The 23,082-nt window shown below is 66.1% G+C and carries 22 protein-coding genes, 1 tRNA gene and 1 riboswitch; of the genes, 10 read left to right on the top strand and 13 right to left on the bottom strand.

The genetic code is table 11. The features are described 5' to 3' along the window. Nucleotides 1-21 precede the first annotated feature (21 nt). The 3 genes from ACSQ9E_RS21860 to ACSQ9E_RS21850 form a co-directional block, all read right to left on the bottom strand. Nucleotides 22-1,236 carry a fumarylacetoacetate hydrolase family protein gene (locus tag ACSQ9E_RS21860; protein WP_436219183.1) on the bottom strand — a complete coding sequence of 405 codons (1,215 nt, stop codon included), beginning with the start codon at nucleotides 1,234-1,236 and terminating at the stop codon, nucleotides 22-24. 172 nt (nucleotides 1,237-1,408) lie between these two features. Next, the gene (locus ACSQ9E_RS21855; RefSeq protein ID WP_436219182.1) at nucleotides 1,409-3,190 is read right to left on the bottom strand and encodes an IlvD/Edd family dehydratase; all 1,782 of its coding nucleotides are present in this window, start codon (nucleotides 3,188-3,190) and stop codon (nucleotides 1,409-1,411) included. Nucleotides 3,191-3,260: 70 nt separating this feature from the next. Beyond that, on the bottom strand, nucleotides 3,261-4,271 hold the full coding sequence (locus ACSQ9E_RS21850; RefSeq protein WP_057201310.1) for a TRAP transporter substrate-binding protein: 1,011 nt from the start codon (nucleotides 4,269-4,271) through the stop codon (nucleotides 3,261-3,263). Nucleotides 4,272-4,418: 147 nt separating this feature from the next. Between ACSQ9E_RS21850 and ACSQ9E_RS21845 the strand changes: the two genes are divergently transcribed. The 3 genes from ACSQ9E_RS21845 to ACSQ9E_RS21835 all read left to right on the top strand — a co-directional run bounded on the left by ACSQ9E_RS21845 (nucleotide 4,419) and on the right by ACSQ9E_RS21835 (nucleotide 7,013). Continuing rightward, complete coding sequence (locus ACSQ9E_RS21845; protein WP_082604085.1) at nucleotides 4,419-5,396, top strand: LysR family transcriptional regulator; 978 nt, start codon at nucleotides 4,419-4,421, stop codon at nucleotides 5,394-5,396. Nucleotides 5,397-5,549: 153 nt separating this feature from the next. Then, complete coding sequence (locus ACSQ9E_RS21840; RefSeq protein WP_057201308.1) at nucleotides 5,550-6,035, top strand: hypothetical protein; 486 nt, start codon at nucleotides 5,550-5,552, stop codon at nucleotides 6,033-6,035. An 84-nt stretch (nucleotides 6,036-6,119) separates the two neighbouring features. Then, nucleotides 6,120-6,318: riboswitch (FMN riboswitch) on the top strand. A 179-nt stretch (nucleotides 6,319-6,497) separates the two neighbouring features. Continuing rightward, on the top strand, nucleotides 6,498-7,013 hold the full coding sequence (locus ACSQ9E_RS21835; protein ID WP_436219181.1) for a 6,7-dimethyl-8-ribityllumazine synthase: 516 nt from the start codon (nucleotides 6,498-6,500) through the stop codon (nucleotides 7,011-7,013). Nucleotides 7,014-7,060: 47 nt separating this feature from the next. Here ACSQ9E_RS21835 and ACSQ9E_RS21830 read toward each other — a convergent pair whose 3' ends face one another. From ACSQ9E_RS21830 to ACSQ9E_RS21820, 3 genes are all read right to left on the bottom strand, one after another. Next, entirely contained in the window at nucleotides 7,061-8,662 is a 1,602-nt protein-coding gene (locus tag ACSQ9E_RS21830) for a methyl-accepting chemotaxis protein (RefSeq protein ID WP_436219180.1), read from the bottom strand. A gap of 195 nt (nucleotides 8,663-8,857) precedes the next feature. Further along, the gene (locus tag ACSQ9E_RS21825; protein ID WP_436219179.1) at nucleotides 8,858-10,111 is read right to left on the bottom strand and encodes a CaiB/BaiF CoA transferase family protein; all 1,254 of its coding nucleotides are present in this window, start codon (nucleotides 10,109-10,111) and stop codon (nucleotides 8,858-8,860) included. A 102-nt stretch (nucleotides 10,112-10,213) separates the two neighbouring features. After that, a complete protein-coding gene (locus ACSQ9E_RS21820; protein WP_436177028.1) occupies nucleotides 10,214-11,413 on the bottom strand; it encodes an acyl-CoA dehydrogenase in 1,200 nt (399 codons plus the stop codon). Nucleotides 11,414-11,621: 208 nt separating this feature from the next. Here ACSQ9E_RS21820 and ACSQ9E_RS21815 point away from each other — a divergent pair, with 208 nt between their 5' ends. The 3 genes from ACSQ9E_RS21815 to ACSQ9E_RS21805 all read left to right on the top strand — a co-directional run bounded on the left by ACSQ9E_RS21815 (nucleotide 11,622) and on the right by ACSQ9E_RS21805 (nucleotide 13,318). Then, nucleotides 11,622-12,551, top strand: a complete 930-nt coding sequence (locus ACSQ9E_RS21815; RefSeq protein ID WP_428002182.1) for a LysR family transcriptional regulator — start codon at nucleotides 11,622-11,624, stop codon at nucleotides 12,549-12,551. 222 nt (nucleotides 12,552-12,773) lie between these two features. Beyond that, a complete protein-coding gene (locus ACSQ9E_RS21810) occupies nucleotides 12,774-13,007 on the top strand; it encodes a hypothetical protein (protein WP_179683890.1) in 234 nt (77 codons plus the stop codon). 104 nt (nucleotides 13,008-13,111) lie between these two features. After that, entirely contained in the window at nucleotides 13,112-13,318 is a 207-nt protein-coding gene (locus tag ACSQ9E_RS21805) for a hypothetical protein (RefSeq protein ID WP_157412419.1), read from the top strand. Nucleotides 13,319-13,667: 349 nt separating this feature from the next. Here the strand turns inward: ACSQ9E_RS21805 and pcaC are convergent, their stop codons facing one another. Next, complete coding sequence (pcaC, locus tag ACSQ9E_RS21800) at nucleotides 13,668-14,066, bottom strand: 4-carboxymuconolactone decarboxylase (RefSeq protein ID WP_057201302.1); 399 nt, start codon at nucleotides 14,064-14,066, stop codon at nucleotides 13,668-13,670. Between the two features lie 163 nt (nucleotides 14,067-14,229). Between pcaC and ACSQ9E_RS21795 the strand changes: the two genes are divergently transcribed. Then, complete coding sequence (locus ACSQ9E_RS21795) at nucleotides 14,230-14,901, top strand: GntR family transcriptional regulator (RefSeq protein WP_428002181.1); 672 nt, start codon at nucleotides 14,230-14,232, stop codon at nucleotides 14,899-14,901. 16 nt (nucleotides 14,902-14,917) lie between these two features. Here ACSQ9E_RS21795 and ACSQ9E_RS21790 read toward each other — a convergent pair whose 3' ends face one another. The 4 genes from ACSQ9E_RS21790 to ACSQ9E_RS21775 all read right to left on the bottom strand — a co-directional run bounded on the left by ACSQ9E_RS21790 (nucleotide 14,918) and on the right by ACSQ9E_RS21775 (nucleotide 16,936). Continuing rightward, on the bottom strand, nucleotides 14,918-15,142 hold the full coding sequence (locus ACSQ9E_RS21790) for a hypothetical protein (RefSeq protein ID WP_428002180.1): 225 nt from the start codon (nucleotides 15,140-15,142) through the stop codon (nucleotides 14,918-14,920). A gap of 428 nt (nucleotides 15,143-15,570) precedes the next feature. Further along, the gene (locus ACSQ9E_RS21785; protein ID WP_428002179.1) at nucleotides 15,571-16,014 is read right to left on the bottom strand and encodes a hypothetical protein; all 444 of its coding nucleotides are present in this window, start codon (nucleotides 16,012-16,014) and stop codon (nucleotides 15,571-15,573) included. Further along, nucleotides 16,011-16,445, bottom strand: coding sequence for a CC0125/CC1285 family lipoprotein (locus tag ACSQ9E_RS21780; RefSeq protein WP_428002178.1), 435 nt, complete (start codon nucleotides 16,443-16,445; stop codon nucleotides 16,011-16,013). The genes ACSQ9E_RS21785 and ACSQ9E_RS21780 overlap by 4 nt, the downstream gene beginning before the upstream one ends. 406 nt (nucleotides 16,446-16,851) lie before the next feature. Continuing rightward, nucleotides 16,852-16,936 (bottom strand) — tRNA-Leu (locus ACSQ9E_RS21775). A gap of 41 nt (nucleotides 16,937-16,977) precedes the next feature. Between ACSQ9E_RS21775 and cysM the strand changes: the two genes are divergently transcribed. From cysM to ACSQ9E_RS21760, 3 genes are all read left to right on the top strand, one after another. After that, nucleotides 16,978-17,880, top strand: a complete 903-nt coding sequence (gene cysM, locus ACSQ9E_RS21770; protein ID WP_436219178.1) for a cysteine synthase CysM — start codon at nucleotides 16,978-16,980, stop codon at nucleotides 17,878-17,880. 124 nt (nucleotides 17,881-18,004) lie between these two features. Beyond that, nucleotides 18,005-18,571 carry an NUDIX hydrolase gene (locus tag ACSQ9E_RS21765; protein ID WP_057201294.1) on the top strand — a complete coding sequence of 189 codons (567 nt, stop codon included), beginning with the start codon at nucleotides 18,005-18,007 and terminating at the stop codon, nucleotides 18,569-18,571. 5 nt (nucleotides 18,572-18,576) lie between these two features. Beyond that, nucleotides 18,577-18,816: a sulfurtransferase TusA family protein gene (locus ACSQ9E_RS21760; RefSeq protein WP_057201293.1), complete on the top strand. Its 240-nt coding sequence runs from the start codon at nucleotides 18,577-18,579 to the stop codon at nucleotides 18,814-18,816. A gap of 123 nt (nucleotides 18,817-18,939) precedes the next feature. Here ACSQ9E_RS21760 and galU read toward each other — a convergent pair whose 3' ends face one another. After that, complete coding sequence (galU, locus tag ACSQ9E_RS21755) at nucleotides 18,940-19,827, bottom strand: UTP--glucose-1-phosphate uridylyltransferase GalU (protein ID WP_057264656.1); 888 nt, start codon at nucleotides 19,825-19,827, stop codon at nucleotides 18,940-18,942. A gap of 85 nt (nucleotides 19,828-19,912) precedes the next feature. Then, a complete protein-coding gene (locus ACSQ9E_RS21750; RefSeq protein WP_436220250.1) occupies nucleotides 19,913-22,810 on the bottom strand; it encodes a valine--tRNA ligase in 2,898 nt (965 codons plus the stop codon). Nucleotides 22,811-23,082 lie beyond the last annotated feature (272 nt).

The following is a 23,082-nucleotide window of genomic DNA, read 5'->3' as shown; positions in this document are numbered from 1 at the left end:
AATGGCTGAACGACCGCTTCTTCAGAGCACCGTGCCTTGCAGCAGGCCGCGCGCGGCCAGGTTGGTGATGAAGGCCCTTAGGCCGAAGCGCCAGGGGGGTGCCGTCTCGCTGTGGGCCACGGTGTTGTGCAGGGCGCCGAGCCAGGCGCTTTGGATGGTGACCACGTCGCCCAGCTTGTGGGTGAAGCCGCCACCGGGCTGGTCGCGGTCCTCAATGGGTGCGAACAGGGTGCCCAGGAACAGCATGAAACCATCGGGGTACTGGTGCGCGGCCAGGGTCTGGGCCACCAGGTCGACCGGGTCGCGGCTGATGCTGGCCATGGTGTTGATGCCGCGCAGCTCATAGCCGTCCGCGCCCGCCACGCGCAGGTGCACGGTTTCGCTGCGCACCTGGTCCAGGCCGAAGCGGGCATCGAACAGGCGGATGAAGGGGCCGATGGCGCAGGAGGCATTGTTGTCCTTGGCCTTGCCCAGCAGCAGCGCGCTGCGGCCTTCGATGTCGCGCAGGTTGACGTCGTTGCCCAGGGTGGCGCCCACGATGTCGCCACGGCTGTTCACCGCCAGCACCACCTCGGGTTCGGGGTTGTTCCAGGCCGAGTCGGCGCGGATGCCGATGTCCTCGCCCGTGCCCACCGAGGCCAGCACGGGGGCCTTGGTGAACACCTCGGCATCGGGGCCGATGCCCACTTCGAGGTACTGGGACCACAGGCCCTTGTGCTGCAGCAGCGCCTTCAAGGCCATGGCCTGGTCCGAGCCCGGCCGGATGTCGGCCAGGCTGTCGCCGATGAGGCCAATCACCTGGCTGCGCAGGCCCTGGGCGCGGCTGGCGTCGCCCCGCGCCTGCTCTTCGATCACCCGCTCGATCAGGCTGGCCGCAAAGGTCACGCCGGCCGCCTTCACCACCTGCAGGTCGCAGGGCGCCAGCAGCCAGGGGCGCGCCGTATCGCGCAGGCCGGGCTGGCTGTTGGCCAGCAGTTCCAGCACGCTGCACAGGTACCGGCCCGAGGCCGCCTGCGCCGCCTCGGCGGGCCGGGGCGTGTCCAGCAGGGTGCTCATGGTGGGGTAGTGCTGGCTCAGGTCATAGACGCCATCGGCGCGCAGCGCCACCACGGCGGGCCCAGGCGGGCTGCCATCGACCCAGGCGCGGCCCACCAGGGTGCCGGCCAGGCCGTCGTCGGGCAGGATATGGGCGTGCGTCGCCGCACCGGCCACGGCGGCCGCTGTTGTTTCACTCATCGAGAATTCCTTGGAAGGTCGAAATCGGTGCTGCGCCACCCTGGGGCGGGCGCAGCTATGCAGGGCTCCTGCGGATTTGCATACAGCCGTATAACTAGGCGGGAAGCCGCAGACAGTGCTTTGGCACGGCAAGGCTTTCCAACGACGTTAGACGGTTGAAGGCAAATCCGTGTCAGTGGTTGTGGCGCGGTGTCGTTTCTGAGATGCGGCGGTAATCGAGGGCAAAGTCCAGCGTGGCGCCGTCGACCAGTTGCCCGGTCTTCTCGCGGTACAGCGCCTCCCAGGGCGACTGGCTTTTGGGCACCGGGGGCGCCGGCATTTCGCGGCGGCGGCGTGCGATCTCTTCGGGCGCCACCAGCGCATCGCAGCGGCCGGCCGTGAGGTCGATGCGGATGGTGTCGCCGCTGTGCAGCCAGCACAGGCCGCCGCCCACCGCGCTCTCGGGCGAGGCGTTGAGGATCGAGGGGCTGTCGGCCGTGCCGGACTGGCGGCCGTCCCCCAGGGTGGGCAAGGTGGTGATGCCGCGCCGGATCAGGGCGTCGGGCGGCTGCATGTTGACCACCTCGGCCGAGCCCGGCCAGCCGATGGGGCCGGCACCGCGCATGACCAGGATGCAGCCTTCGTCGATGCCCAGCGCCGGGTCGTTGATGCGCGCGTGGTAGTCGTCGGCCCCGTCGAACACGACGGCGCGGGCCTCGAAGATGCCCTCTTCGCCGGGCCGGCTCAGGTAACGCTGGCGAAAGGCTTCGGAAATCACCGAGGTCTTCATGATCCCGAAGTCGAACAGATTGCCCCTGAGCACCAGGAAGCCGGCCTTGTGCATCAAGGGCGCCGCGAAGGGGAAGATCACTTCGCGGTCGCGGGTCTCGCGGCCGTGCAGGTTGTCGGCCACGGGCTTGCCGGTCACGCTCAGGCAGTCGCCCCGCAGCCGCCCGGCCTGCTGCAGTTCCCACATCAGGGCAGGAACACCTCCCGCGCGGAAAAAGCGCTCGCCCAGGAACTTGCCGGCGGGCTGCATGTTGAGCAGCAGCGGCAGGTCGTAGGCGTGGGTGGTCCAGTCCTCCGGCCGCAGGTTGACGCCGGCATGCCGCGCCATGGCCATGATGTGCACCTGCGCATTGCTGGAGCCGCCTGCCACGCTGACCACCGACAGCGCATTGAGAAAGCTCTCACGGCTCAGGATGCGCGAGGGCCGCAGGTCCTCGAAGGCCATCTCGACGATGCGCCGCCCGGTCTCGTAGGCCATCTGGCCGCGTTCGCGGTACGGCGCCGGTATAGCGGCACACCCCGGCAGCGACAGGCCCAGGGCTTCGGCCACCGCGTTCATGGTGGAGGCCGTGCCCATGGTGTTGCAGTGGCCAGCCGAAGGGGCGCTGCTGCAGGCGCGCTGCAGAAATTCCTCTTCGTCGATCTCACCCGCCGCCAGCTGGCGGCGGCTGCGCCAGATCACGGTGCCCGAGCCCACCAGCTCGCCGTCGTGCCAGCCGTCCAGCATGGGGCCACCCGAGAGCACGATGGCCGGTATGTCGACGGTGGAAGCCGCCATGATGCCGGCCGGCGTGGTCTTGTCGCAGCCCGTGGTCAGCACCACGGCATCGATGGGGTAGCCGTACAGGATCTCCACCAGACCCAGGTAGGCCAGGTTGCGGTCCAGCGCGGCCGTGGGGCGGCGGCAGTTCTCGAAGATCGGGTGCACCGGGAACTCCATCGGAATGCCGCCGGCATCGCGGATGCCGTCACGCACGCGCCGCGCCAGCTCGACGTGGATGCGGTTGCAGGGCGACAGATCGCTGCCCGTCTGCGCAATGCCGATGATGGGCCGGCCCGAGCGCAGCTCGTCGGGTGTGAGCCCGTAGTTCATGAAGCGTTCGAGGTAGAGCGCGGTCATGTCCGAGCGCTCGGGGTCGGCGAACCACTCGCGCGAGCGAAACGGGCGGCGGGGTGTCTTGTCCATGGCGTGGCTTCTGAAAAGGGGGGAGAAGGGCTGTCGCGCTGGCGCGGGGCGGTGCCCGCGCCGGCCGCGATCACTTGGCGGTGCCGCGCACCTTGGCCAGTTCGGCGTTCAGCTCGCCCGTCGTCTCTTCCCCGAATTCCTTGCCGTACTTGGCCAGCACCGGCTGCAGCTTGGCGCGCATCCTGGCTTGCTCGGCCGGCGACAGTTCGGTCACCTGCATGCCCGCCTTCTTGAGCTCGCCCAGGGCCGTCTCGCTGAAGGCGCGGATGGTCTTGCGCTCGAACAGCGTGGCCTCGCGCGCCGCCTCCTGCACGATCTTCTGCTCCTGGGCCGAGAGGCCATCCCAGGCCTTCTTGGACATCAGCAGCACCCAGGCGCTGTACATGTGGCGCGACAGCACCAGGTGCTTTTGCACCTCATAGAACTTGCTCGACAGGATGGTGGCGGGCGGGTTCTCCTGACCATCTACGGCGGCCTGCTCCATCGCCGAATACAGCTCGGTGAAGGGCATGGGCGTGGCGTTGGCCCCGAGGGCGTTGAAGGTGTCCAGGAACAGGGGGCTCTGGATCACGCGCAGCTTCAGGCCGGCCAGGTCATCGGCCTTGGTGATCGGGCGGCGCGAATTGGTGACATGGCGAAACCCGTTCTCCCAGAAGCCCAGGCCCACCAGGCCTTTTTCAGGCAGCTTGGCCAGCAGCTTCTGGCCGAAGGGGCCATCGAGCACAGCATCGGCTTCCTGCTCGGTGTTGAAGGTCAGGGGCAGGTTCAGCACGCCGAAGGGCTTGATCAGCGACATCAGGGTCGAGCTGTCGGGAATCGTCATCTCCAGGGTGCCGCCGCGCAGCGCCGAGGTCATGGTCACGTCGTTGCCCAGCGACCCGCTCGCATACAGCTTGGCCACCAGCTTGCCGCCACTCTTGGCTGAGAGCTGCTCGGCAAAGTGCTTGACGGCCAGCGCCTGCGGATGGTCATCGTTGAGGCCGATGCCCACCTTGAACACGTGTTCCTTGATCTGTGCAGAAACCGGAGCGGCCACGGCGGCCAGGATCGTGGCCGCCAGGGCCAAGGCTTTGAACTTCATGAATGTCTCCAAATATGGAATGGCTGGACACGGTGGGCTGCCCCATCGGCGCCATCAGGTCTCTGACGGACCCTCCTGAACGCAAGGCAGAGATTAGGTTTTGGGCCTTGCCGGGTCCACTCACTTTTTTGCTAGCATCCATTCCAAATGCTTATGACTTCAGGCCCGTTTCCGGGCAAGCCCCTGTCCATGGCGCAGGCCTGCGCGAGGCTGCGTTTCCGGCACCTGCAGTTTCTGGACATCCTGGGCCAGACGCGCAACCTGCGCCTGACGGCCGAGCAGATGCACATCACCCAGCCGGCGGCCACCAAGATCCTGATGGACATCGAGGAGATCCTCGAATCGCGCCTGTTCGAGCGCCTCTCGCGCGGCATGCGGCCCAACGAACTGGGTCTGTTCACCTTGCGCTATGCCGCCTCCTCGCTGGCCGGGCACCGCAAATTCGTGGAAGAGTTCAATGCGCTCAAGCAAGGCGGGCATGGCCACCTCACCATAGGCGCCATCACAGGGTCGGCTGCGCATGTGCTGATCACCTCGGTGGCCGAGATACAGCGCCTGCGCCCGTTGCTGGTGCTCAAGGTGCTGGAGCAGAGCAGCGACCAGCTCATCGCCTGGCTGGGGGAGCGCAAGATCGACCTCATGATCGGGCGCTTCACCGACGACGCGCAGCGAACACAGTTCCAGTACGAGCGCCTGTCCAGCGAGCCGCTGCAGGTGGTGGCGGGCGTGCACCACCCGCTGCGCGGCGTTCGCGACCTGGGCATGGCGGAGCTGTCCCACTGGCCCTGGATCCTGTACCCTGCCTCGACCGCCTTGCGCAAGGTGTCCGACGACATCTTCGGGCGCAACGGGCTGGCGCTCGCTTCGGGCGTGGTCGAGACCCCTTCTTTCCTGTTCGCACTGGAGATGATGCAGGCGACCGACATGCTCTCATTGCAGCCCTCGGCCCTGGTGGAGCGCTACATCCACAAGGGGCTGTTGGCCCGCATTCCGGTGGAGCTGCCGGACCGCATGCCGGACTATGGCCTCATCACGCGGCTGGGCGAGTCGCCCACACCGGCCGCGCAGGCCTTCATCGACGTGCTGCGCGAGGCGGCGGCCCCGTCCATCGACGCCGCGCCGTGATCCGGCTGCAGCCGCCCCTCCTTCTTCGATAACAACGCTTATTGGAAAATGGAGGCAATTCCTTCGCCGATAGCCCCGCATGACGAGGGTGCCGGCCGCAGGCCGTTATGCTCTGCGCCCTTTCTTCTCTCTCTGAATCCCTGCGGGACCCCCATGCCAGATCACCAGGACATCCCCGAACCCATCAACGAACCCCGCCTGTGGAGCGACGAGCGCTGGATGGCGCGCGTCATCAAGAACGAGGATGACGATGGCTGGGCCGTGTCCATGACCCTGCACGGCGAGGCCGAGCCCGCGCTGGTGGGGCCCTGGACCATGGGGCGCGACAAGAAGAACCCCAAGCCGCTCGATGTCTCGGCCTTCAATACCCTGGTGAAGACCGCCAGCGAGGTGCTGCGCCGGCATGAACAGCAGCTGCACGCCCAGCTCAACAAGAACCTGGCCATCACCACCGCCCAGGGCCAGCGCCTGCGCGTGGCGCTGGCCATCGTGCCCGACGAGGAGGGCGCCACGGCCACGCTGAGTGCGCAGGACGAGCTGGGCGAAGAGCTGGCGCGCGTGCCCGTGTCGCCGGGCTTCAAGCTCACGGTGGCCAGCGCCACGGCTTGGATAGACGGCGGGTTCGAAAAGCCGCGTTGACGCCATGCTGGTCTTGCAGGCGACTGCAAGAACGCGGGTTTTTACCTAGAATGGCGGTGCCGGGCAGAAAAGCTTTCCGTCCGGCAGCGTTCTCAGGGCGGGGTGCAATTCCCCACCGGCGGTATCTGTGCAGTCTTGGGCCATCCAGGGCCGCGCAGCAGCCCGCGAGCGCCCGTTGCAACTGGCCGGTGCATCTTCGGATGCATGCCAGGCGCAGCGGGGTCCAGCAGATCTGGTGCGATGCCAGAGCCGACGGTCACAGTCCGGATGAAAGAGATCGCGAAGCCATGGGCCCCTGCCGCTGGTGTGGGCGCCCGCGTGGATCAGGTGCCGCTAGGCGCGGCCGGTTTTCGGGCCGGCACCGCCGTGCGGCCTGCCCGCGCGTGCGCCATGCCGTGTGCAGACGCCTTGTTCGCGCGCGCCCTGATTCTGGTAATCCTTTTCTTCGATCCGAGAAAATCCATGAATCAGCCTTTTCCTTCCCGAGCCGTCACTGCCATGGGCGACAACGGCGCAGCGCGCAGCGAGCGCGTGGCGCTGATCTGCGCCAGCTGGCACCGGGACATCGTCCACCAGGCCCGCGATGCGGCCGTGGCGGAATTCGCCCGCAGCGGCCTGCCCGCTGGCCAGGTCGAGCATTTCGACGTGCCGGGTGCGTTCGAGATCCCGCTTTTGGCCAAGAAGCTGGCGCAAAGCGGGCGCTACGACGCCATCGTAGCCTGCGCGCTCGTGGTCAACGGCGGCATCTACCGCCATGAATTCGTGACCACGGCCGTCATCGACGGCCTGATGCGCGTGCAGCTCGACACCGAGGTGCCCGTGATGAGCGCCGTGCTCACCCCGCGCGACTTCCACGAGCACGAAGAGCACCTGCGCTTCTTCCGCGAGCACTTCGTGAAGAAGGGCACGGAAGTGGCCCAGGCCTGCCTGGCCACCATGGCCCACCTGCGTGCGCTGGAGCCAGCCCACGGGGACTGAGGTTCCTGCAGGCCGCCCTGGCCGCTTGAGGCGCGGTCTGAAGAGAATCAGCCCGCCGCCAGCCGGGGCACCTGGTGCAGGGGCACCCCGGGTGGGTTGCCGCCCTGGGTTTTACCGGCACCCGGGCGCAGCCGGAACACGGCCACGGCCTGCACCAGTTGCTGGGCCTGCACCTTGAGGCTGTCGGCAGCGGCCGCGCTTTCCTCCACCAGGGCCGCGTTCTGCTGCGTGGCCTGGTCCATCTGCGTGATGGCCTCGCCCACCTGGGACACCCCCAGGCTCTGCTCGCTGCTGGCGGCGCTGATCTCGCCGACGATGTCGGTCACGCGGCGGATCGATGCCACCACCTCGGTCATGGTGGCGCCGGCCTTGTCGACCAGGGTCGTGCCCTGCTCGACGCGCTCCACGCTGGCGTGGATCAGGCTCTTGATCTCCTTGGCGGCCTCGGCACTGCGGCCGGCCAGGCTGCGCACCTCGCTGGCCACCACGGCAAAGCCCCGACCCTGTTCGCCTGCGCGGGCGGCTTCCACTGCCGCGTTGAGCGCCAGGATGTTGGTCTGGAAGGCGATGCCGTCGATCACGCTGATGATGTCGGCGATCTTCTTGCTGCTGTCGTTGATGCCCTTCATGGTCTTCACCACTTCGGAGACCACATCGCCGCCCTGCACGGCCACGGTAGACGCGTTCAATGCCAGCTGGTTGGCCTGGCGGGCGTTGTCGGCATTGGCCTGCACGGTGGAGTTGAGTTCCTCCATCGAGGCCGAGGTTTCCTCGAGTGCGCTGGCCTGCTGCTCGGTGCGGGCCGACAGGTCGTTGTTGCCCTGCGCGATCTCGGCGCTGGCCAGGGCCACGCTGTCGGCATTCGTGCGCACGTTGCTCACCACGTTCGACAGGCTGTCCTGCATGGCGTGCAGGGCGTTGAGCAGTTGTGCAATCTCGTCCTTGCCGCGCACCTCGGTGGCCACCGTCAGGTCGCCACTGGCCACGGCCTGCGACACCCGCACGGCATTGCCCAGCGGCTGCGTCACGGTGCGGCTGAAGGCAATGGCGCCGCCGATGCCCAGGGCGCACACCACCAGCATCACCGCCAGGCTGATGGTGGTGGCGCGCTGTGCCGTGACAGCGGCGCGGTCGGCCACTTCACTGCTGGCCTTGCCGATCAGCTCGCCTGCCTGGTCGAGCAACTGGGAGGGCTCGCGGTCCATGCCCTGCACGGCCTTGTCGCCGGCTTCCACGTCCTGGCCAGCCGCCTTGAAGGCCTCGAAGCCCTTGCGGTAGGCCGCGCCCATGCGTTCGTGCGCCAGTGCGAATTTCGCCACATGCTCGCGCCCCTCGCCTGGGGGCAGGGCGGCCAGCAGCTTCTGGGCCTGGTCGCTGACGGACTTTTCCTGCTTTTCGAACGCCGCCCAGTAGCGCGTGAGCTGGGCTGGGTCCTTGCCGCGGATCAGCACGTTCTTCCATTCCTGCACCTGCACCTTGAAGCCATTGAGCACGTCCGACGCCATGCGCTCGTGCAGAAAACTCTGCGCCACGGTGGTCTGGTAGGTGTCCAGCGCCTGATTCAGTCGGCTGATGCCGAACAGGGCTGCCGCAAACAGCAGCAACAGCGACGCGGTAAAGGCCAGGGGGAGCTTGAGGCTGAGCTTCATGACGGGACTCCTTGGATTCCACAGATCACTGCAGCCATGGCAGTCGGCGTGCCAAGGCATTCCACTGCATTATGGGCCGTTGTAAATGTTTGTGTCCGGCTTTTTTGTAGCCCGTTCGGAGGGGGCAAACCCCTCCAGGCAAAGAAAAAGGCCTGGCGTATACGGCCAGGCCTCGGGGAGGGTCGTGCCCCTGTGCTACAGAACGCCAGCGGCCCGCAGCTGCGCAATGCGCGCCGTATCCAGCCCCAGCTCGGCCAGCACCTCGTCGGTGTGCTGCCCCAGCGCCGGCGGCGCATTGCGCAGCGTGGGTGGGTTGGCCGATAGGCGCAGCGGGCTGGCCACGCCGGTGATGTGGGCCACACCGTCGCCGGCCTCGCCGTCCTTCCAGCGCGGCAGGGCCACAGCCAGGCCGCGCGCCTTCACCTGGGCGTCGTCAAAGGCCTGGGCGATGGTGTTGATCGGGCCGCAGGGCACGGCCTTGTCTTCGAGCAGGGTGATCCAGTCGGCCGTGGTGCGCGTGCGTGTGAGCGCCTCCATGGCCGGGATCAGCTCGGCGCGGTGCTTCACGCGCAGGGTGTTGGTGGCAAAGCGCTCGTCGCTGGCCCATTGGGGCTGGCCGGCGGCGGCGCAAAAGCGCGCAAACTGGCCGTCGTTGCCAATGGCCAGCAGCATCGCGCCGTCCTGCGTGGGGAAGTCCTGGTAGGGCGCCAGGCTCGGGTGGCTGTTGCCCTGGCGTGTGGGCGCATTGCCCGTGGCCAGAAAGCCCGCGGCCTGGTTGGCCAAAATGGCCATGCCCACGTCCAGCAGCGACATGTCGATGTGCTGGCCCTCGTCGGTGCGCTGGCGCACGTTGAGCGCGGCGACGATGGCTGTGCTGGCGTACACGCCGGTGAACAGGTCGGTCAGCGCCACGCCCACGCGCAGCGGGCCGCCGCCGGGCTCCGCGTCGCCCCGGCCGGTGATGCTCATCATGCCGGTCATGGCCTGGATCATGAGGTCGTAGCCCGCGCGCTCGGCATACGGCCCGTCCTGCCCGAAACCGGTGACCGAGCAGTAGATCAGGCGCGGGTTCAGCGCGCGCAGGCTGGCATGGTCCAGGCCGTACTGTCTAAGGCCCCCGACCTTGAAGTTCTCCACCACGATGTCGCTTTGCAGCGCCATGTCGCGGATCAGTTGCTGCCCTTCGGGCGTGGCCATGTCGATGGTGACCGAGCGCTTGTTGCGGTTGCAGGCCGTGAAGTAGCTGGCCTGCGTGGTGTCGTTGCCCTCGGCGTCCTTCAGGAACGGAGGGCCCCAGTGGCGCGTGTCGTCGCCCGCGCCGGGGCGCTCCACCTTGACCACGTCGGCACCCAGGTCCGCCAGGATCTGCGTGCACCACGGGCCCGCCAGCACGCGCGAGAGGTCCAGGACTTTGATGCCATCGAGGGCGCCGACAGAAGGTGTGGTCATAGGATCAGGAACTGCAAATCATGAAAGGACAGACGGCCGCCGCACCATGCAAGGGGCAGCGGCCGCAAAAGGGCAGGGCGCGCAGGCGCGCCCTTGTTGGGCTTAGTTGCTGAACGCAGCAATACCCGTTTGCGCGCGGCCCAGGATCAAGGCGTGCACATCGTGCGTGCCTTCATAGGTGTTCACCACCTCCAGGTTCACCAGGTGGCGGGCCACGCCGAACTCGTCGCTGATGCCGTTGCCGCCCATCATGTCGCGGGCCAGTCGGGCGATGTCCAGCGCCTTGCCGCAGCTGTTGCGCTTGATCAGGGAGGTGGCTTCCACCGCAGCGGTGCCTTCGTCCTTCATGCGGCCCAGGCGCAGGCAGGCCTGCAGGCCGATGGCGATCTCGGTCTGCATGTCGGCCAGCTTCTTCTGGATCAGCTGGTTGGCGGCCAGGGGGCGGCCAAACTGCTTGCGGTCCAGCGTGTACTGGCGCGAGGTGTGCCAGCAGAACTCGGCCGCGCCCAGCGCGCCCCAGGCAATACCGTAGCGCGCGCTGTTCAGGCAGGTGAAGGGGCCCTTCAAGCCCTGCACTTCGGGGAAGGCGTTTTCTTCAGGCACGAACACATCGTCCATCACGATCTCGCCCGTCACGCTGGCGCGCAGGCCCACCTTGCCGTGGATGGCCGGGGCCGTCAGGCCCTTCATGCCCTTTTCCAGCACAAAGCCGCGGATGGGGCCCACGGCGCCGCCTTCGGAAACTTCCTTGGCCCAGACCACGAACACGTCGGCCACGGGGCTGTTGGTGATCCACATCTTGCTGCCCTTGAGCTTGTAGCCGCCCTCCACCTTGTAGGCGCGCGTGGCCATGCTGCCGGGGTCCGAGCCGTGGTCGGGCTCGGTCAGGCCGAAGCAGCCGATCCACTCGCCGCTGGCCAGCTTGGGCAAATACTTCTGGCGCTGGGCTTCGGTGCCGAATTCATAGATCGGCACCATCACCAGCGAGCTCTGCACGCTGGCCATCGAGCGGTAGCCCGAATCCACGCGCTCCACCTCGCGGGCGATCAGGCCGTAGGCCACGTAGTTCAGGCCCGGGCCGCCGTATTGCTCGGGGATGGTGGGGCCCAAGAGGCCCACTTCGCCCATCTCGCGGAAGATGGTGGTGTCCATCTTCTCGTGGCGGAAGGCGTCGAGCACGCGCGGTGCCAGCTTGTCCTGGCAGTAGGCCGCAGCCGCGTCGCGCACCATGCGCTCGTCATCGCTCAGTTGCTGGTCGAGAAGAAAAGGGTCGTCCCAATGGAAGGCGGCGTTTTTGGCCATGGTGCGTGTCTCCGTGAAGAAGCAGATGAAAGAGGGGGGCACGGTACGAGGCCGTGCTGCGAATGGGTGCCATCGTAGGCCTGTCGCTGCCTGTCAGCAAGCGAGTTCTTTTCATCCAGAAATGCGTTTTTGGAATGTATGGAATACTGGTAGCTCAATTTGAGCTGCTAATTTGCAGGTTCAAAGTGTTTCCAAGTTCCTGTTCAGCATGCGCCGCAATATTCCCTCTACCCAGGCACTGGCCTGTTTTGAAGTCGCCGCCCGGCACGAGAGCTACACCCGCGCCGCGCAGGAGCTGTCGCTCACCCAAAGCGCCGTGTCGCGCCAGATCCAGGCGCTCGAAGAGTTTCTGGGCGTGGCGCTGTTCCGGCGCACGCGCCATGGCGTGGTGCTCACGCCCGCTGGGGCGCACTATGGCCGCCAGGTCGCGCGCTGGCTGCAGGGGCTCGAGCGCGACACGCTCGACGTGATGGCCCACCAGGGCCAGGGCGGCACCTTGTCGCTGGCGGCCGTGCCCACCTTTGCCACCCGCTGGCTGATACCGCGCCTGCCGCTGCTGGCGCAGCAGCACCCCGACATCGTGGTGCATATCGAGACGCAGACCCGGCCCTTTCTGTTTGCCGACGCCCCGTTCGACGCCGCCCTGTACGCCGGCACGGCCGAGCAGGTGGCCAACTGGCCTGGTATCACCGCGCAGTTGCTCATGACCGAGGACGTGGTGCCCGTGTGCAGCCCACGCCTGCTTGAAGCCGCCGCCCAGCGCGGCCTGGGCCGCGCCTACCAGCCCGTGGCCCCTGCCGTGCTGACCGAGCTGCCCCTGCTGCAGCAAAGCACGCGCCCCTACGGCTGGCGCCAATGGTTCGAGGCCATGGGCGTGGATGCACCCCATGCGCTCGACGGCCCGCGCTACGAGCTGTTCTCCATGCTGGCCGTGGCCGCCACCTGCGGCCTGGGCGTGGCGCTGATCCCGCCCCTGCTCATCGAAGCCGAGCTGGCGCGCGGCGAGCTGGTGGTGGCCTGCAACCAGCCGCTGCAGGGCGAGCGCGGCTACTACCTGGTGAGCCCCGCGCATGTGCAGTCGCCGGTTCTGGCAGCGTTTTCGCAATGGCTCCAGGAGGCCGCTCGGGGCAGTGCCTGATCAAGGAGCTCCCCCGCTTGCGCCCCGCAGCGGACAGGTCTACGCTGGTGGCGCGGGCAATGGTGGGGTGAGGGCCGCGTCCTCCTTGGTCCTACAGCCCGAGTGGAAAGATGGACGGAACGTATGCGGTGCGCGTGGGTCACACCGCGTGTATGGCCTTTGGGGCAACGCCCCGGGCCATGCAGGCACCTCATACCTTCACTATTTCATCAAGGAGCCGTCATGACATTGAACGCGAACTACAACCCCGTCTACCATGCCCCCCATTTCGAGCCCACGGTGGACGAAATCGCCACCCTCAAGCACCTGGAGATGGAGAACATCAGCGTCACTTCGGCGCTGAAGGAGCATATGTCCGGGCGTTTGTACGAGCACGGCTTCATCACCAAGAACGCATCGGGCCAACTGGCCATCACCGACACCGGCCGCCACCTGGTGCGCAGGCAGAACAACTGACCCACACGGCGCTCGCGGCCTGCCGGTTTGGGCAGGCCCTGCGCGCTGCGCCTACACACCGGGGCTGCAGGTCATCGCACAATGGCAGGTACAAGGAGGCCATGATGCAAGACCCGCAGGAAGAGAACGTTTTCGGTGAGTACGACGGATCGACCTACTCGGCCACGCTGCGCGAGCAGGCGGGCCGGTACTACTGCAGCAACCTGGTGGTGGACGGCCACAACACGCTGGTCACCAACGACGGCTGGGCCAGCCGCGAAGAGGCCATGCAGGCGCTGGACGAGATTGCGTCGGGGGCTCGCAAGCCTTAGGGCCTGTTCACACTAATTTCGGGGTCGCGAAGGCCCTTGCCGGCCTGACAGTCTAGGCGCGTGACGCAGCGTGTGCATTTGCACACGCAAGGAGCGCAACAACGAGTGGCGCGCCGGCAAGGGCCTTCCCTTCGGGTTGGCCGGCCTGGGGGCCGTCTGCGGCGTTGCCCGCGCTTGCAAGGTGCACACCTTGCTGCACGCGGGCGCTTTGCATCCAGCCCCCAGGCCGCGCAACGCGATCCCCGAAATTAGTGTGAACAGGCCCTAGCCCGTCCGCCCCTCAGGGTCGGTTGCAGGGCCCGTGGGCGCAAGGCGCCACACCCCGGTGTGGTGCCTTGGTTCGTCTCCGTTACTTGTCCATTTCTTTGAAGACCTCCGCCGCCACGCGGAAGGAGTCGATCGCTGCGGGCACGCCGCAGTAGATCGCGGTTTGCAGGAACACTTCCTTCACCTCGTCACGCGTCAGCCCGTTGTTGATCGCCCCACGCACATGCAGCTTGAGTTCGTGCGGGCGGTTCAACGCCGTGAGCATGGCCAGATTCAGGAACGAGCGCGTCTTGCGGTCCAGCCCGGGCCGGTTCCACACATCGCCCCAGCAGTACTGGGTCACCATCTCCTGCATGTCGATGTTGAAGTCCGTCGCATTCTGGATCGCGGCGTCGACGTAGGCGGCACCCAGTACCTCGCGGCGGGTGGACAAGCCCTGGTCGAACAGGGCGGGGTTCTTGGGGGCGAGGGCTCGGGTCATGAAAACTCCTGGAGGGCAAAGGAATGAAAAAACAGCGCAAACCTGCGCCGCAATTTAAAGACAATAAGATTGTCTGACAATCATATGATAAAGCTGTACCAGAAGGCAAGAATCGTATGTTGTCGGACAATCTGTTTGCAGGAAGATCCGCTAGGATGCCGCAATGACCGCCATGCTCCCTGTGCCCCGTGAAGAAACCTCGCTGCGCGAGCGCGCCACCAGCGCGCTGCGCCAGGCCATCCTCGACGGGGTCTTTTCGCCCGGCCAGAAGCTCTCGGAGCGGGAACTGTGCGAAAGCCTGGAGGTCAGCCGCTCCTGCGTGCGCGAATCACTGCAGCACCTGCAGGCCGAAGGGCTCATCACCATCGTCCCGCACCGCGGGCCCGAAGTGAGCACCATCTCACCCAGTGAGGTGCGCGACATCTACGAAGTGCGCGCCCACCTCGAAAGCCTGGCCGCCAGGGGATTCGCGCTCAAAGCCCCGCCCGAGCAGGTGCGCGCCCTGCGCGCCAAGCTCAACGAACTGGCCAAACCCGCCCTGGCGCAGGACCGGGCCCGGCTGCTCCAGGCCAAGAACCAGTTCTACGAAATCCTCGTCGACGGCTGCGGCAACCTCGTCGCCGGCCAGATGCTGCGCCAGCTCAACAACCGCGTGACGGTGCTGCGCCGCATCTCCATGGCCCAGCCCGAGCGATTGCCTCATACGCTGCAGGAGTTGAACGCCATCGTGTCCGCCATCGAGCGCGGCGATGGTGAGGCGGCGGCCAAGCTGTCGGCCGCGCACGTGCAAAAGGCGGGGGAGAACGTGCTCCGCAGCATGGAGCACAAGCCGTAGCGGGGCAGGGGTTGGCTTATTCCTTGATGAACCGCAGCAGCAGTGCACTGGTCGCAGGGGCGATCACCAGCTCGCCCTCGATGAAGCCGTACAGCCGCCCCTCTGGGCCTGCGGAATAAAGCTCATTGCCATCGATGCGGTAAAGCAGATGCTCGCCATCGCGCACGAACTCGTCGCCATCGACTACGCCCACGTGTTTCCCGGACGCGTCGGTCACATTCCATCGGCCTGTTTCGAACATTGAAGGACCTCCCGGTTGTCGGTCTCGCGGCCCCACCGCAGCAGTCAAGCCAAGAAGGTGGAGGTCTCAGGCACCCACCTAGCGTGGAAGGGCGCAAAACCTCCGCCAAAACCAGAGCAAAAAAATCCATGGCACTCGTGCACAAATCCAACCAGCACACTTTGCGGGGGGCGCTGGCAATCTGTTGCGTATTGTGGGCTGTTTCCCTTCGCCATGGAAGAGGGCCAATGCGGAGCAGGCCTCGGTGCCAAGCCAGGATGTGTGCGGACGTACTGCGGTAGTTCCATGGCGGCGTTTGGACACGCAGGCTTTCGGGTGTGGTGGCGTCTGGTTCCATCTCTCCACGGAACGGCGCTATCGCACGCCTAAACAGGAGGCCGTCTCCGGCACTCCCTCGGACCTGCCTTTCAGCTGCCTTGTTGCCGGGATTATTTCGCGGCAGAACAAACCGGTTGGGCCACGGAAGGCTCGACCGCCAGCCCGGTCTTGCTCGCACGATCTTCGCGCACCAGCTCCACGCCGCACCGGCCATCGCCGCTCAAGGCGCTGTTCATGAAGTACATTTGGCCGAGCTTGGGTTCAAAGCTGAGGAACGGCCGGCAGTAGTGAACGACCTGATAGCCGTCAGAGACCAGATGGGCGCCCACTGTGACACGGCTGGCAGCGGGGATGCTGACGGCGTTGTCTATGCCTTTGGCCGGGGGGGCGAAATAGTACTTGCCATCCTTGCACAGTTGGGGCCGGCCGAAGCCCACTGTGCGCACAGTGACCATTGGCTCGTCAGGCTGTGGAACATAGGTTGTGACACAGCCTTGCAAAATTGCGGCAACCGCTGCGATCACGGCGACCTTGCCCAAGGGCTTGCTGTTCATCGCTGCCCTCCCGCCGGATAGGCGCTCGGTTGAACCAGGGGGCCCAACTCAGCCAAGACGGCGCTCGCTTCACGTGCGCCAGCACTCGGCGCGTCTTGCAGCGCAATAAACGCAAACGCAATTGGTTTGCCGCCGAGGGTTCCCACCCGGGGCTTTTCGGACGGCAGATTCCGGGCTGCGGCTTGCAGGCTATCGTAAAGCGTGAAGTACGGTTTCCTGGCTTCGCGCGCCATCTCCGCGCAACGGTACAGCGCGAACGTCTGAACTCGGTCCGCAGTGATATAGCCGTTCCCAAAAAAATTGACTTTGACCAATCGGTCGTTGACCGGCTCCTGAGAAAAGCCGCCTGTCAATCCTGAGCTTGAGTACGGTGTCGCGCACCCGCCCAATCCGATACACGCGGCCAGCGTGGCAGCGCAAATCCTGTTCATACGAAATCCCTCCCTTTTTGTGGGACCGAGTATAGGTACGACAGATTGCAAGAAACTCCTTGCTGCCGCCCCTGACTCATTCAGGCAACACCAGAGGCTCACTGCGCTCTGGAAGCTGCCGAGAGCGAAGCTCCCCACTCCAAAAGAGAGGTGTGTGGGCTGTGTACCGCTGCCGACGGCGGCTAGCACGACCGATACCCAAGGACGGTGGAAGTGGACACCCAGCGCTGCAGCGTGGTGCGAATCGAGTACCACCTGAGGATCCACAAGCGTGGAAAAACGCGGCATCGCTACTGGAATGCAGTGCGTGCGGGCAGGGTGAGTGGGGAGTCTTTGGAAGGAGTTTGAAGCGCGGGATGCGCCGAAGCCTGCGCCTATTCCATCAAAAACCATAGCAAGAAAGCCATGGTGCCCGGGGCCGGAATCGAACCGGCACGCCTTGCGGCGGGGGATTTTGAGTCCCCTGCGTCTACCAATTTCACCACCCGGGCAGGGAATTCGTGAAGACTCAAATTATGGCACAGTAGGGCGCATGAAATATCCGACGATTGAAGACGCGATTGGCAAGACGCCGCTGGTGGCGCTGCAGCGCATTGGGGCGGCAGACAGCACCGCGCGGGGCAACGTGATCCTGGGTAAGCTCGAAGGCAACAACCCTGCGGGCTCGGTGAAAGACCGGCCGGCGCTGTCGATGATCCGCCGGGCCGAAGAGCGCGGCGACATCCGCCCGGGCGATACCCTCATCGAGGCGACCTCGGGCAACACCGGCATCGCGCTGGCCATGGCGGCGGCGATCAAGGGTTACCGCATGGTGCTGGTGATGCCCGAAGACCTGTCGGTCGAACGTGCCCAGACCATGAAGGCCTTTGGTGCGGACCTGGTGCTCACGCCCAAGAGCGGCGGCATGGAGCATGCGCGCGACCTGGCCGAGGCCATGCAAAAGCGCGGCGAGGGCAAGGTGCTGGACCAGTTCGCCAATGCCGACAACCCGCGCATCCACTATGAGACCACGGGCCCCGAGCTGTGGGAGCAGACCAATGGGCGCATCACCCACTTCGTGAGCGCCATGGGCACCACGGGCACCATCACGGGGGTGTCTCGCTTCTTGAAGGAAAAGAACCCCGGGATCCAGATCATCGGCGCCCAGCCGCAGGAGGGCTCGCGCATCCCCGGCATCCGCAAGTGGCCGCAGGAATACCTGCCCAAGATCTTCGACCCGCGCGCCGTGGACGAGACCGTGAACGTGAGCCAGGACGATGCCGAGGACATGGCCCGGCGCCTGGCGCGCGAGGAGGGCATCTTCGGCGGCATTTCGGCAGCAGGGGCCTGCTGGGCGGCGCTGCAGTTGTCGCAGCGCGTGAGCAATGCGACCATCGTCTTCGTGGTCTGCGACCGGGGCGACCGCTACCTTTCCACCGGGGTGTTCCCCGCGTGACGGCGCTGGCCGGCCACCGCTGCTACGCTGTGGTGGCGCGGCCCGCCGGCCCCGCACGATGAACCAATCCATGCAACAGCCCGCCCACATCCGGAGCGGTTGATGCTATAAAATCAAGAGCAACATGCAGTACGAACCCCGCCATTGCACCCATTGCGGCACACCGCTGGCCCTCATCACCGTGGCAGAGGATGGTGGCGACAAGCAGCGCCTTCGCTGCCCGGCCTGCGGCTGGACGCACTGGAACAACCCCACGCCGGTACTCGCCGCCATCGTGGAGGTCAACGGCCAGGTGCTGCTGGCGCGCAATGCGGCGTGGCCGGGCAAGATGTTCGCGCTGATCACCGGCTTCATGGAGGCGGGCGAATCGCCGCAGGAAGGCATCGCCCGCGAGGTCAAGGAAGAGACGAACCTCGACGTGACCGCCACCACCCTGGTGGGGGCGTACGAATTCATGCGCATGAACCAGGTCATCATTGCCTACCATGTGGTGGCCCATGGCGAGGTGAAGCTGTCGCCCGAGCTGGTGGACTACCGGATGTACGATCTGGCTGACCTCAAGTGCTGGCCCGCCGGCACCGGCTATGCGCTGGCCGACTGGCTGCGCACGCGCGGGCACGAGCCGGTGTTCTTCACCGCCGAAGAAAATGCAGAGCGACGCCGCGGCCTGGACCTGCCGCCAAAGGACTGACGACCATGGACATCCACAAAGAAATCGACACGCGCGGACTGAACTGCCCGCTGCCCATCCTCAAGGCCAAGAAGGCGCTGGCCGACTTGGCCAGCGGCCAGTTGCTCAAGGTCGTGTCCACCGACGTGGGCTCGGTGCGCGACTTTCAGGCGTTTGCCAAGCAGACGGGCAATGAGCTGGTGGAGCAGACGACCGAAGGGGCGGACGAGGCGAAAGAGTTCATCCACGTCCTGCGCCGCAGGTAAAGGCGATGGTCTGGATGGAGCGAGCAAAGTCCTCGCTCCACAACACAAAGTCCTCCAGCTGCGCTTGCAGCAGGAGGACTTTTTTGTGGGCGTGCCGCAACCGGTGCGGCATGAAGGCGTAACTTACAGGCTCAACCCCTTGAGGTATTCACGGAAGTGGGCGCCCACCTGGGGGTGCTCCAGGGCGAGTTCCACCGTGGCTTCGAGGAAGCCCTCCTTGCTGCCGCAGTCGTAGCGCTTGCCTTCGTACTGGAAGGCGTAGACGGCCTCGTGCTGCATCAGGCGGGCGATGCCGTCGGTCAACTGGATCTCGCCGCCCACGCCGCGCGGCTGGTTGCGGATCTCGTCGAACACGCCGGGCGTGAGGATGTAGCGCCCGGCCACGCCCATGCGCGAGGGGGCCACGTCGGCCTTGGGCTTTTCGACGATGCGGTCGATGCGGATCAGCGGGCCCCCGGCGGATTCACCGGCCACGATGCCGTACTTGTGCACTTGGTCCTCGGGCACCTCCTGCACGGCAATGACCGAGCGGCCCTGCTGGCGGAAGGCCGCTGCCATCTGGGCCAGCACCGGCTGGCCGCCCTTGGGGCCGACCATCAGGTCATCGGCCAGCAGCACGGCGAACGGCTCCTTGCCCACCAGGGGCTCGGCGCACAGCACGGCGTGGCCCAGGCCCAGCGAGCGGGGCTGGCGCACGAAGGCGCAGTCCATGTCGTCAGGCTGCACCGAGCGTACCAGGGCCAGCAGCTCCTGCTTGCCGGCGGCCTCCAGCTCACTTTCGAGCTCGTAGGCGGTGTCGAAATGGTCCTCGATGGCACGCTTGCTACGGCCCGTCACGAAGATCATGTGGCGGATGCCGGCTGCGTAGGCCTCTTCCACGGCGTACTGGATCAGCGGCTTGTCCACCACGGGCAGCATTTCCTTGGGCGATGCCTTGGTGGCAGGCAGAAAGCGTGTCCCCAGGCCGGCAACGGGGAAAACGGCTTTGCGGATGGCGGATGCAGCGGTCATGGGGCTCCTTGCAGGAATGGGGAATCAAAAGAGGGCAGGGCCCGGCACGGAGCCGGGCGTATCTGCCTTCAGTATCGCGGGGTTTTTACCCCAGGCGTGTCAGCTGATCGCGCAATCTGCCCAGCGTGGCAGTGAAGTCGGCAATGCGCTTCTTGGCCTCGTCGATCACCGCAGGCGGGGCCTTGGCCACGAAGGCTTCGTTACCGAGCTTGGCGTTGGCCTTGGCCAATTCGCCCTCCAGGCGTGCGATTTCCTTGGAGATACGGGCCTTCTCGGCCTCGACGTCGATCTCCATGTGCAGGCACATGCGCGCCTCGCCCACCACGGCCACGGGTGCGGCCTGTGCGGCGGCGGCCCACGCGGCCTCGTCGTCGAACACCTTCACTTCGCTGAGCTTGGCCAGCGATTGCAGCACCGGTGCCACGCCGCGCATGAACTCGGTGTCGCCCACGGTGTACAGCGGCAGGCGCGTCGATGGCGAGACGTTCATTTCGCCGCGCAGGGTGCGGCAGGCGTCCACCAGGCCCTTGACGCGCTGCATGTGCGCAATGGCGGCCTCGTCGATCTTGCTCGGCTGCGCCTCGGGGTAGCGGGCGATGCTGACCGAGTCGCCTTGCAGGCCGGCCACCGGCGCCACCGTCTGCCACAGGGCTTCGGTGATGAACGGGATGATCGGGTGCGCCAGGCGCAGGATGGCTTCGAGTGTGCGGATCAGCGTGCGGCGCGTGGCGCGCTGCTCGGCCTCGGTGCCGGTCTGGATCTGCACCTTGGCGATTTCCAGGTACCAGTCGCAGAACTCGTTCCAGACAAAGTCATAGATCGTGTTGGCCACGTTGTCCAGGCGGAACTCGGCAAAGCCCTTGGCCACCTCGGCCTCGGTCTTCTGCAGCAGCGACGCAATCCAGCGGTCGGCCTGGCTGAAGTGCATGTAGCCGTGGGCGGGGCCGCCGGGCTGGCACTCTTCCTTGGTGTGCTCTTTCAGGCCGCAGTCCTGGCCCTCGCAGTTCATCAGCACGAAGCGGCTGGCGTTCCACAGCTTGTTGCAGAAGTTGCGGTAGCCCTCGCAGCGCTTGCTGTCGAAGTTGATGCTGCGGCCCAGGCTGGCCAGCGCCGCAAAGGTGAAGCGCAGCGCATCGGCACCGTAGGCGGGGATGCCCTCGGGGAATTCCTTTTGCGTGTTCTTGCGCACCGTGGGCGCGGTCTCGGGCTTGCGCAGGCCGGTGGTGCGCTTGTCGAGCAGTGGGTCCAGGGCGATGCCGTCGATCAGGTCCACCGGGTCGAGCACGTTGCCCTCGGACTTGCTCATCTTCTTGCCCTGCGCGTCGCGCACCAGGCCGTGGATGTACACGTGCTTGAACGGCACGCGGCCCGTGAAGTGCGTGGTCATCATGATCATCCGGGCGACCCAGAAGAAGATGATGTCGTAGCCCGTCACCAGCACCGAAGAGGGCAGATACAGGTTGTAGTCGTCGGTCGGGCCGTCGCCCTGCTCGGGCCAGCCCATGGTGGAGAAGGGCACCAGGGCGGAGGAATACCAGGTATCGAGCACGTCCTCGTCGCGGCGCAGCGTCTTGCCCGGGGCCTTGGCCTGGGCTTCGGCTTCGTTGCGGGCCACGATCACGTTGCCGTCTTCGTCGTACCAGGCCGGGATCTGGTGGCCCCACCACAGCTGGCGGCTGATGCACCAGTCCTGGATGTTGTTCATCCACTGGTTGTAGGTGTTCACCCAGTTCTCGGGCACGAAGGTCACCTCACCGGTCGCCACGGCGTCGATGGCCTTCTGGGCGATGCTCTTGCCGGTGGGGTCCTGCTCACTCACCTTGCTCATGGCCACGAACCACTGGTCCGTGAGCATGGGCTCGACCACCTGGCCGGTGCGGGTGCAGATGGGCACCATGAGCTTGTGCTTCTTGGTCTCCACCAGCGCGCCCGAGGCTTCCAGGTCGGCCACGATGGCCTTGCGCGCCACGAAGCGGTCCAGGCCGCGGTATTTTTCAGGGGCGTTGTCGTTGATGGTGGCCTGCAGCGTCAGCACCACGATCATCGGCAGTTGGTGGCGCTGGCCCACGGCATAGTCGTTCGGGTCGTGCGCAGGCGTGACCTTGACCACGCCGGTGCCGAACTCCTTGTCCACATAGTCGTCGGCAATGATGGGGATCTCGCGGCCCACCAGGGGCAGCACCACGTTCTTGCCGATCAGGTGCGTGTAGCGCGCGTCCTCGGGGTGCACCATCAGCGCCACGTCGCCCAGCATGGTCTCGGGGCGGGTGGTGGCCACGGTGAGGCTGCCAGAACCGTCGGCCAACGGGTAGGCGATGTGCCACAGCGAGCCGTCCTTCTCTTCGCTCTCGACTTCGAGGTCGGACACGGCGGACTGCAGCTTGGGGTCCCAGTTCACCAGGCGCTTGCCGCGGTAGATCAGGCCCTGCTCATAGAGCTTCACGAAGGTGTCGGTCACCACCTTGGAGAGCTTGTCGTCCATGGTGAAGTATTCGCGGCTCCAGTCCACGCTGTCGCCCATGCGGCGCATCTGCGTGGTGATGGTGTTGCCGCTCTGTTCCTTCCACTCCCAGACCTTGGCGACGAAGTTCTTGCGTGCTTCGGGCGGGGTGGGGCCCATGTCGTGGCGGCTGATGCCCTGCTCCTGCAGCTGGCGCTCCACCACGATCTGCGTGGCGATGCCGGCGTGGTCGGTGCCGGGCACCCAGGCCGTGTTGAAGCCGCGCATGCGGTGGTAGCGCGTCAGGCTGTCCATGATCGTCTGGTTGAACGCATGGCCCATGTGCAGCGTGCCGGTCACATTGGGTGGCGGCAGCTGTATGGAAAACGCCGGCTCGCCCGCCTGCGCTACGCCGGTGCCCCGAAAGCCCGCTACACCGTAGCCACGGCGTTCCCATTCGGGGCCCCAATGGGCCTCCAGGGCGGCGGGTTCAAAGGACTTGGAAAGGCTGTCGAGGCCGGTTTGTTGCAGGGGCGAGCTCATGGGGTAGGGCTGGTGGTGGGGCCGCCCGGGGGCTGCCTCCACGTTCGAGAGGGTGGAACCGGCCATTTTAAGTCAGCCAGCAAGGGCCCCACCGTCCCGACCGGGTGGTGTGCATCGCCCAGGGCACTTCGCGGCGCGCTATCGAATTGTTACCTTGTGCGACTGGCGGAAAGCAGATGTTTGCCGATAATCCGCCGCGATGGAGTGAGGAAAGGGGTGTTGCGTGCCAACGCCCAGGCTCCATGGCCGGAAAAACCATACCAAACAATCCG

Origin of the sequence: Acidovorax sp. LjRoot118 (assembly GCF_964253575.1) — a bacterium.
Lineage (GTDB): Bacteria > Pseudomonadota > Gammaproteobacteria > Burkholderiales > Burkholderiaceae_C > Acidovorax.
The sequence above is the reverse complement of the archived record's forward strand: the minus strand, read 5'-3'. Positions and strand labels throughout refer to the sequence as shown.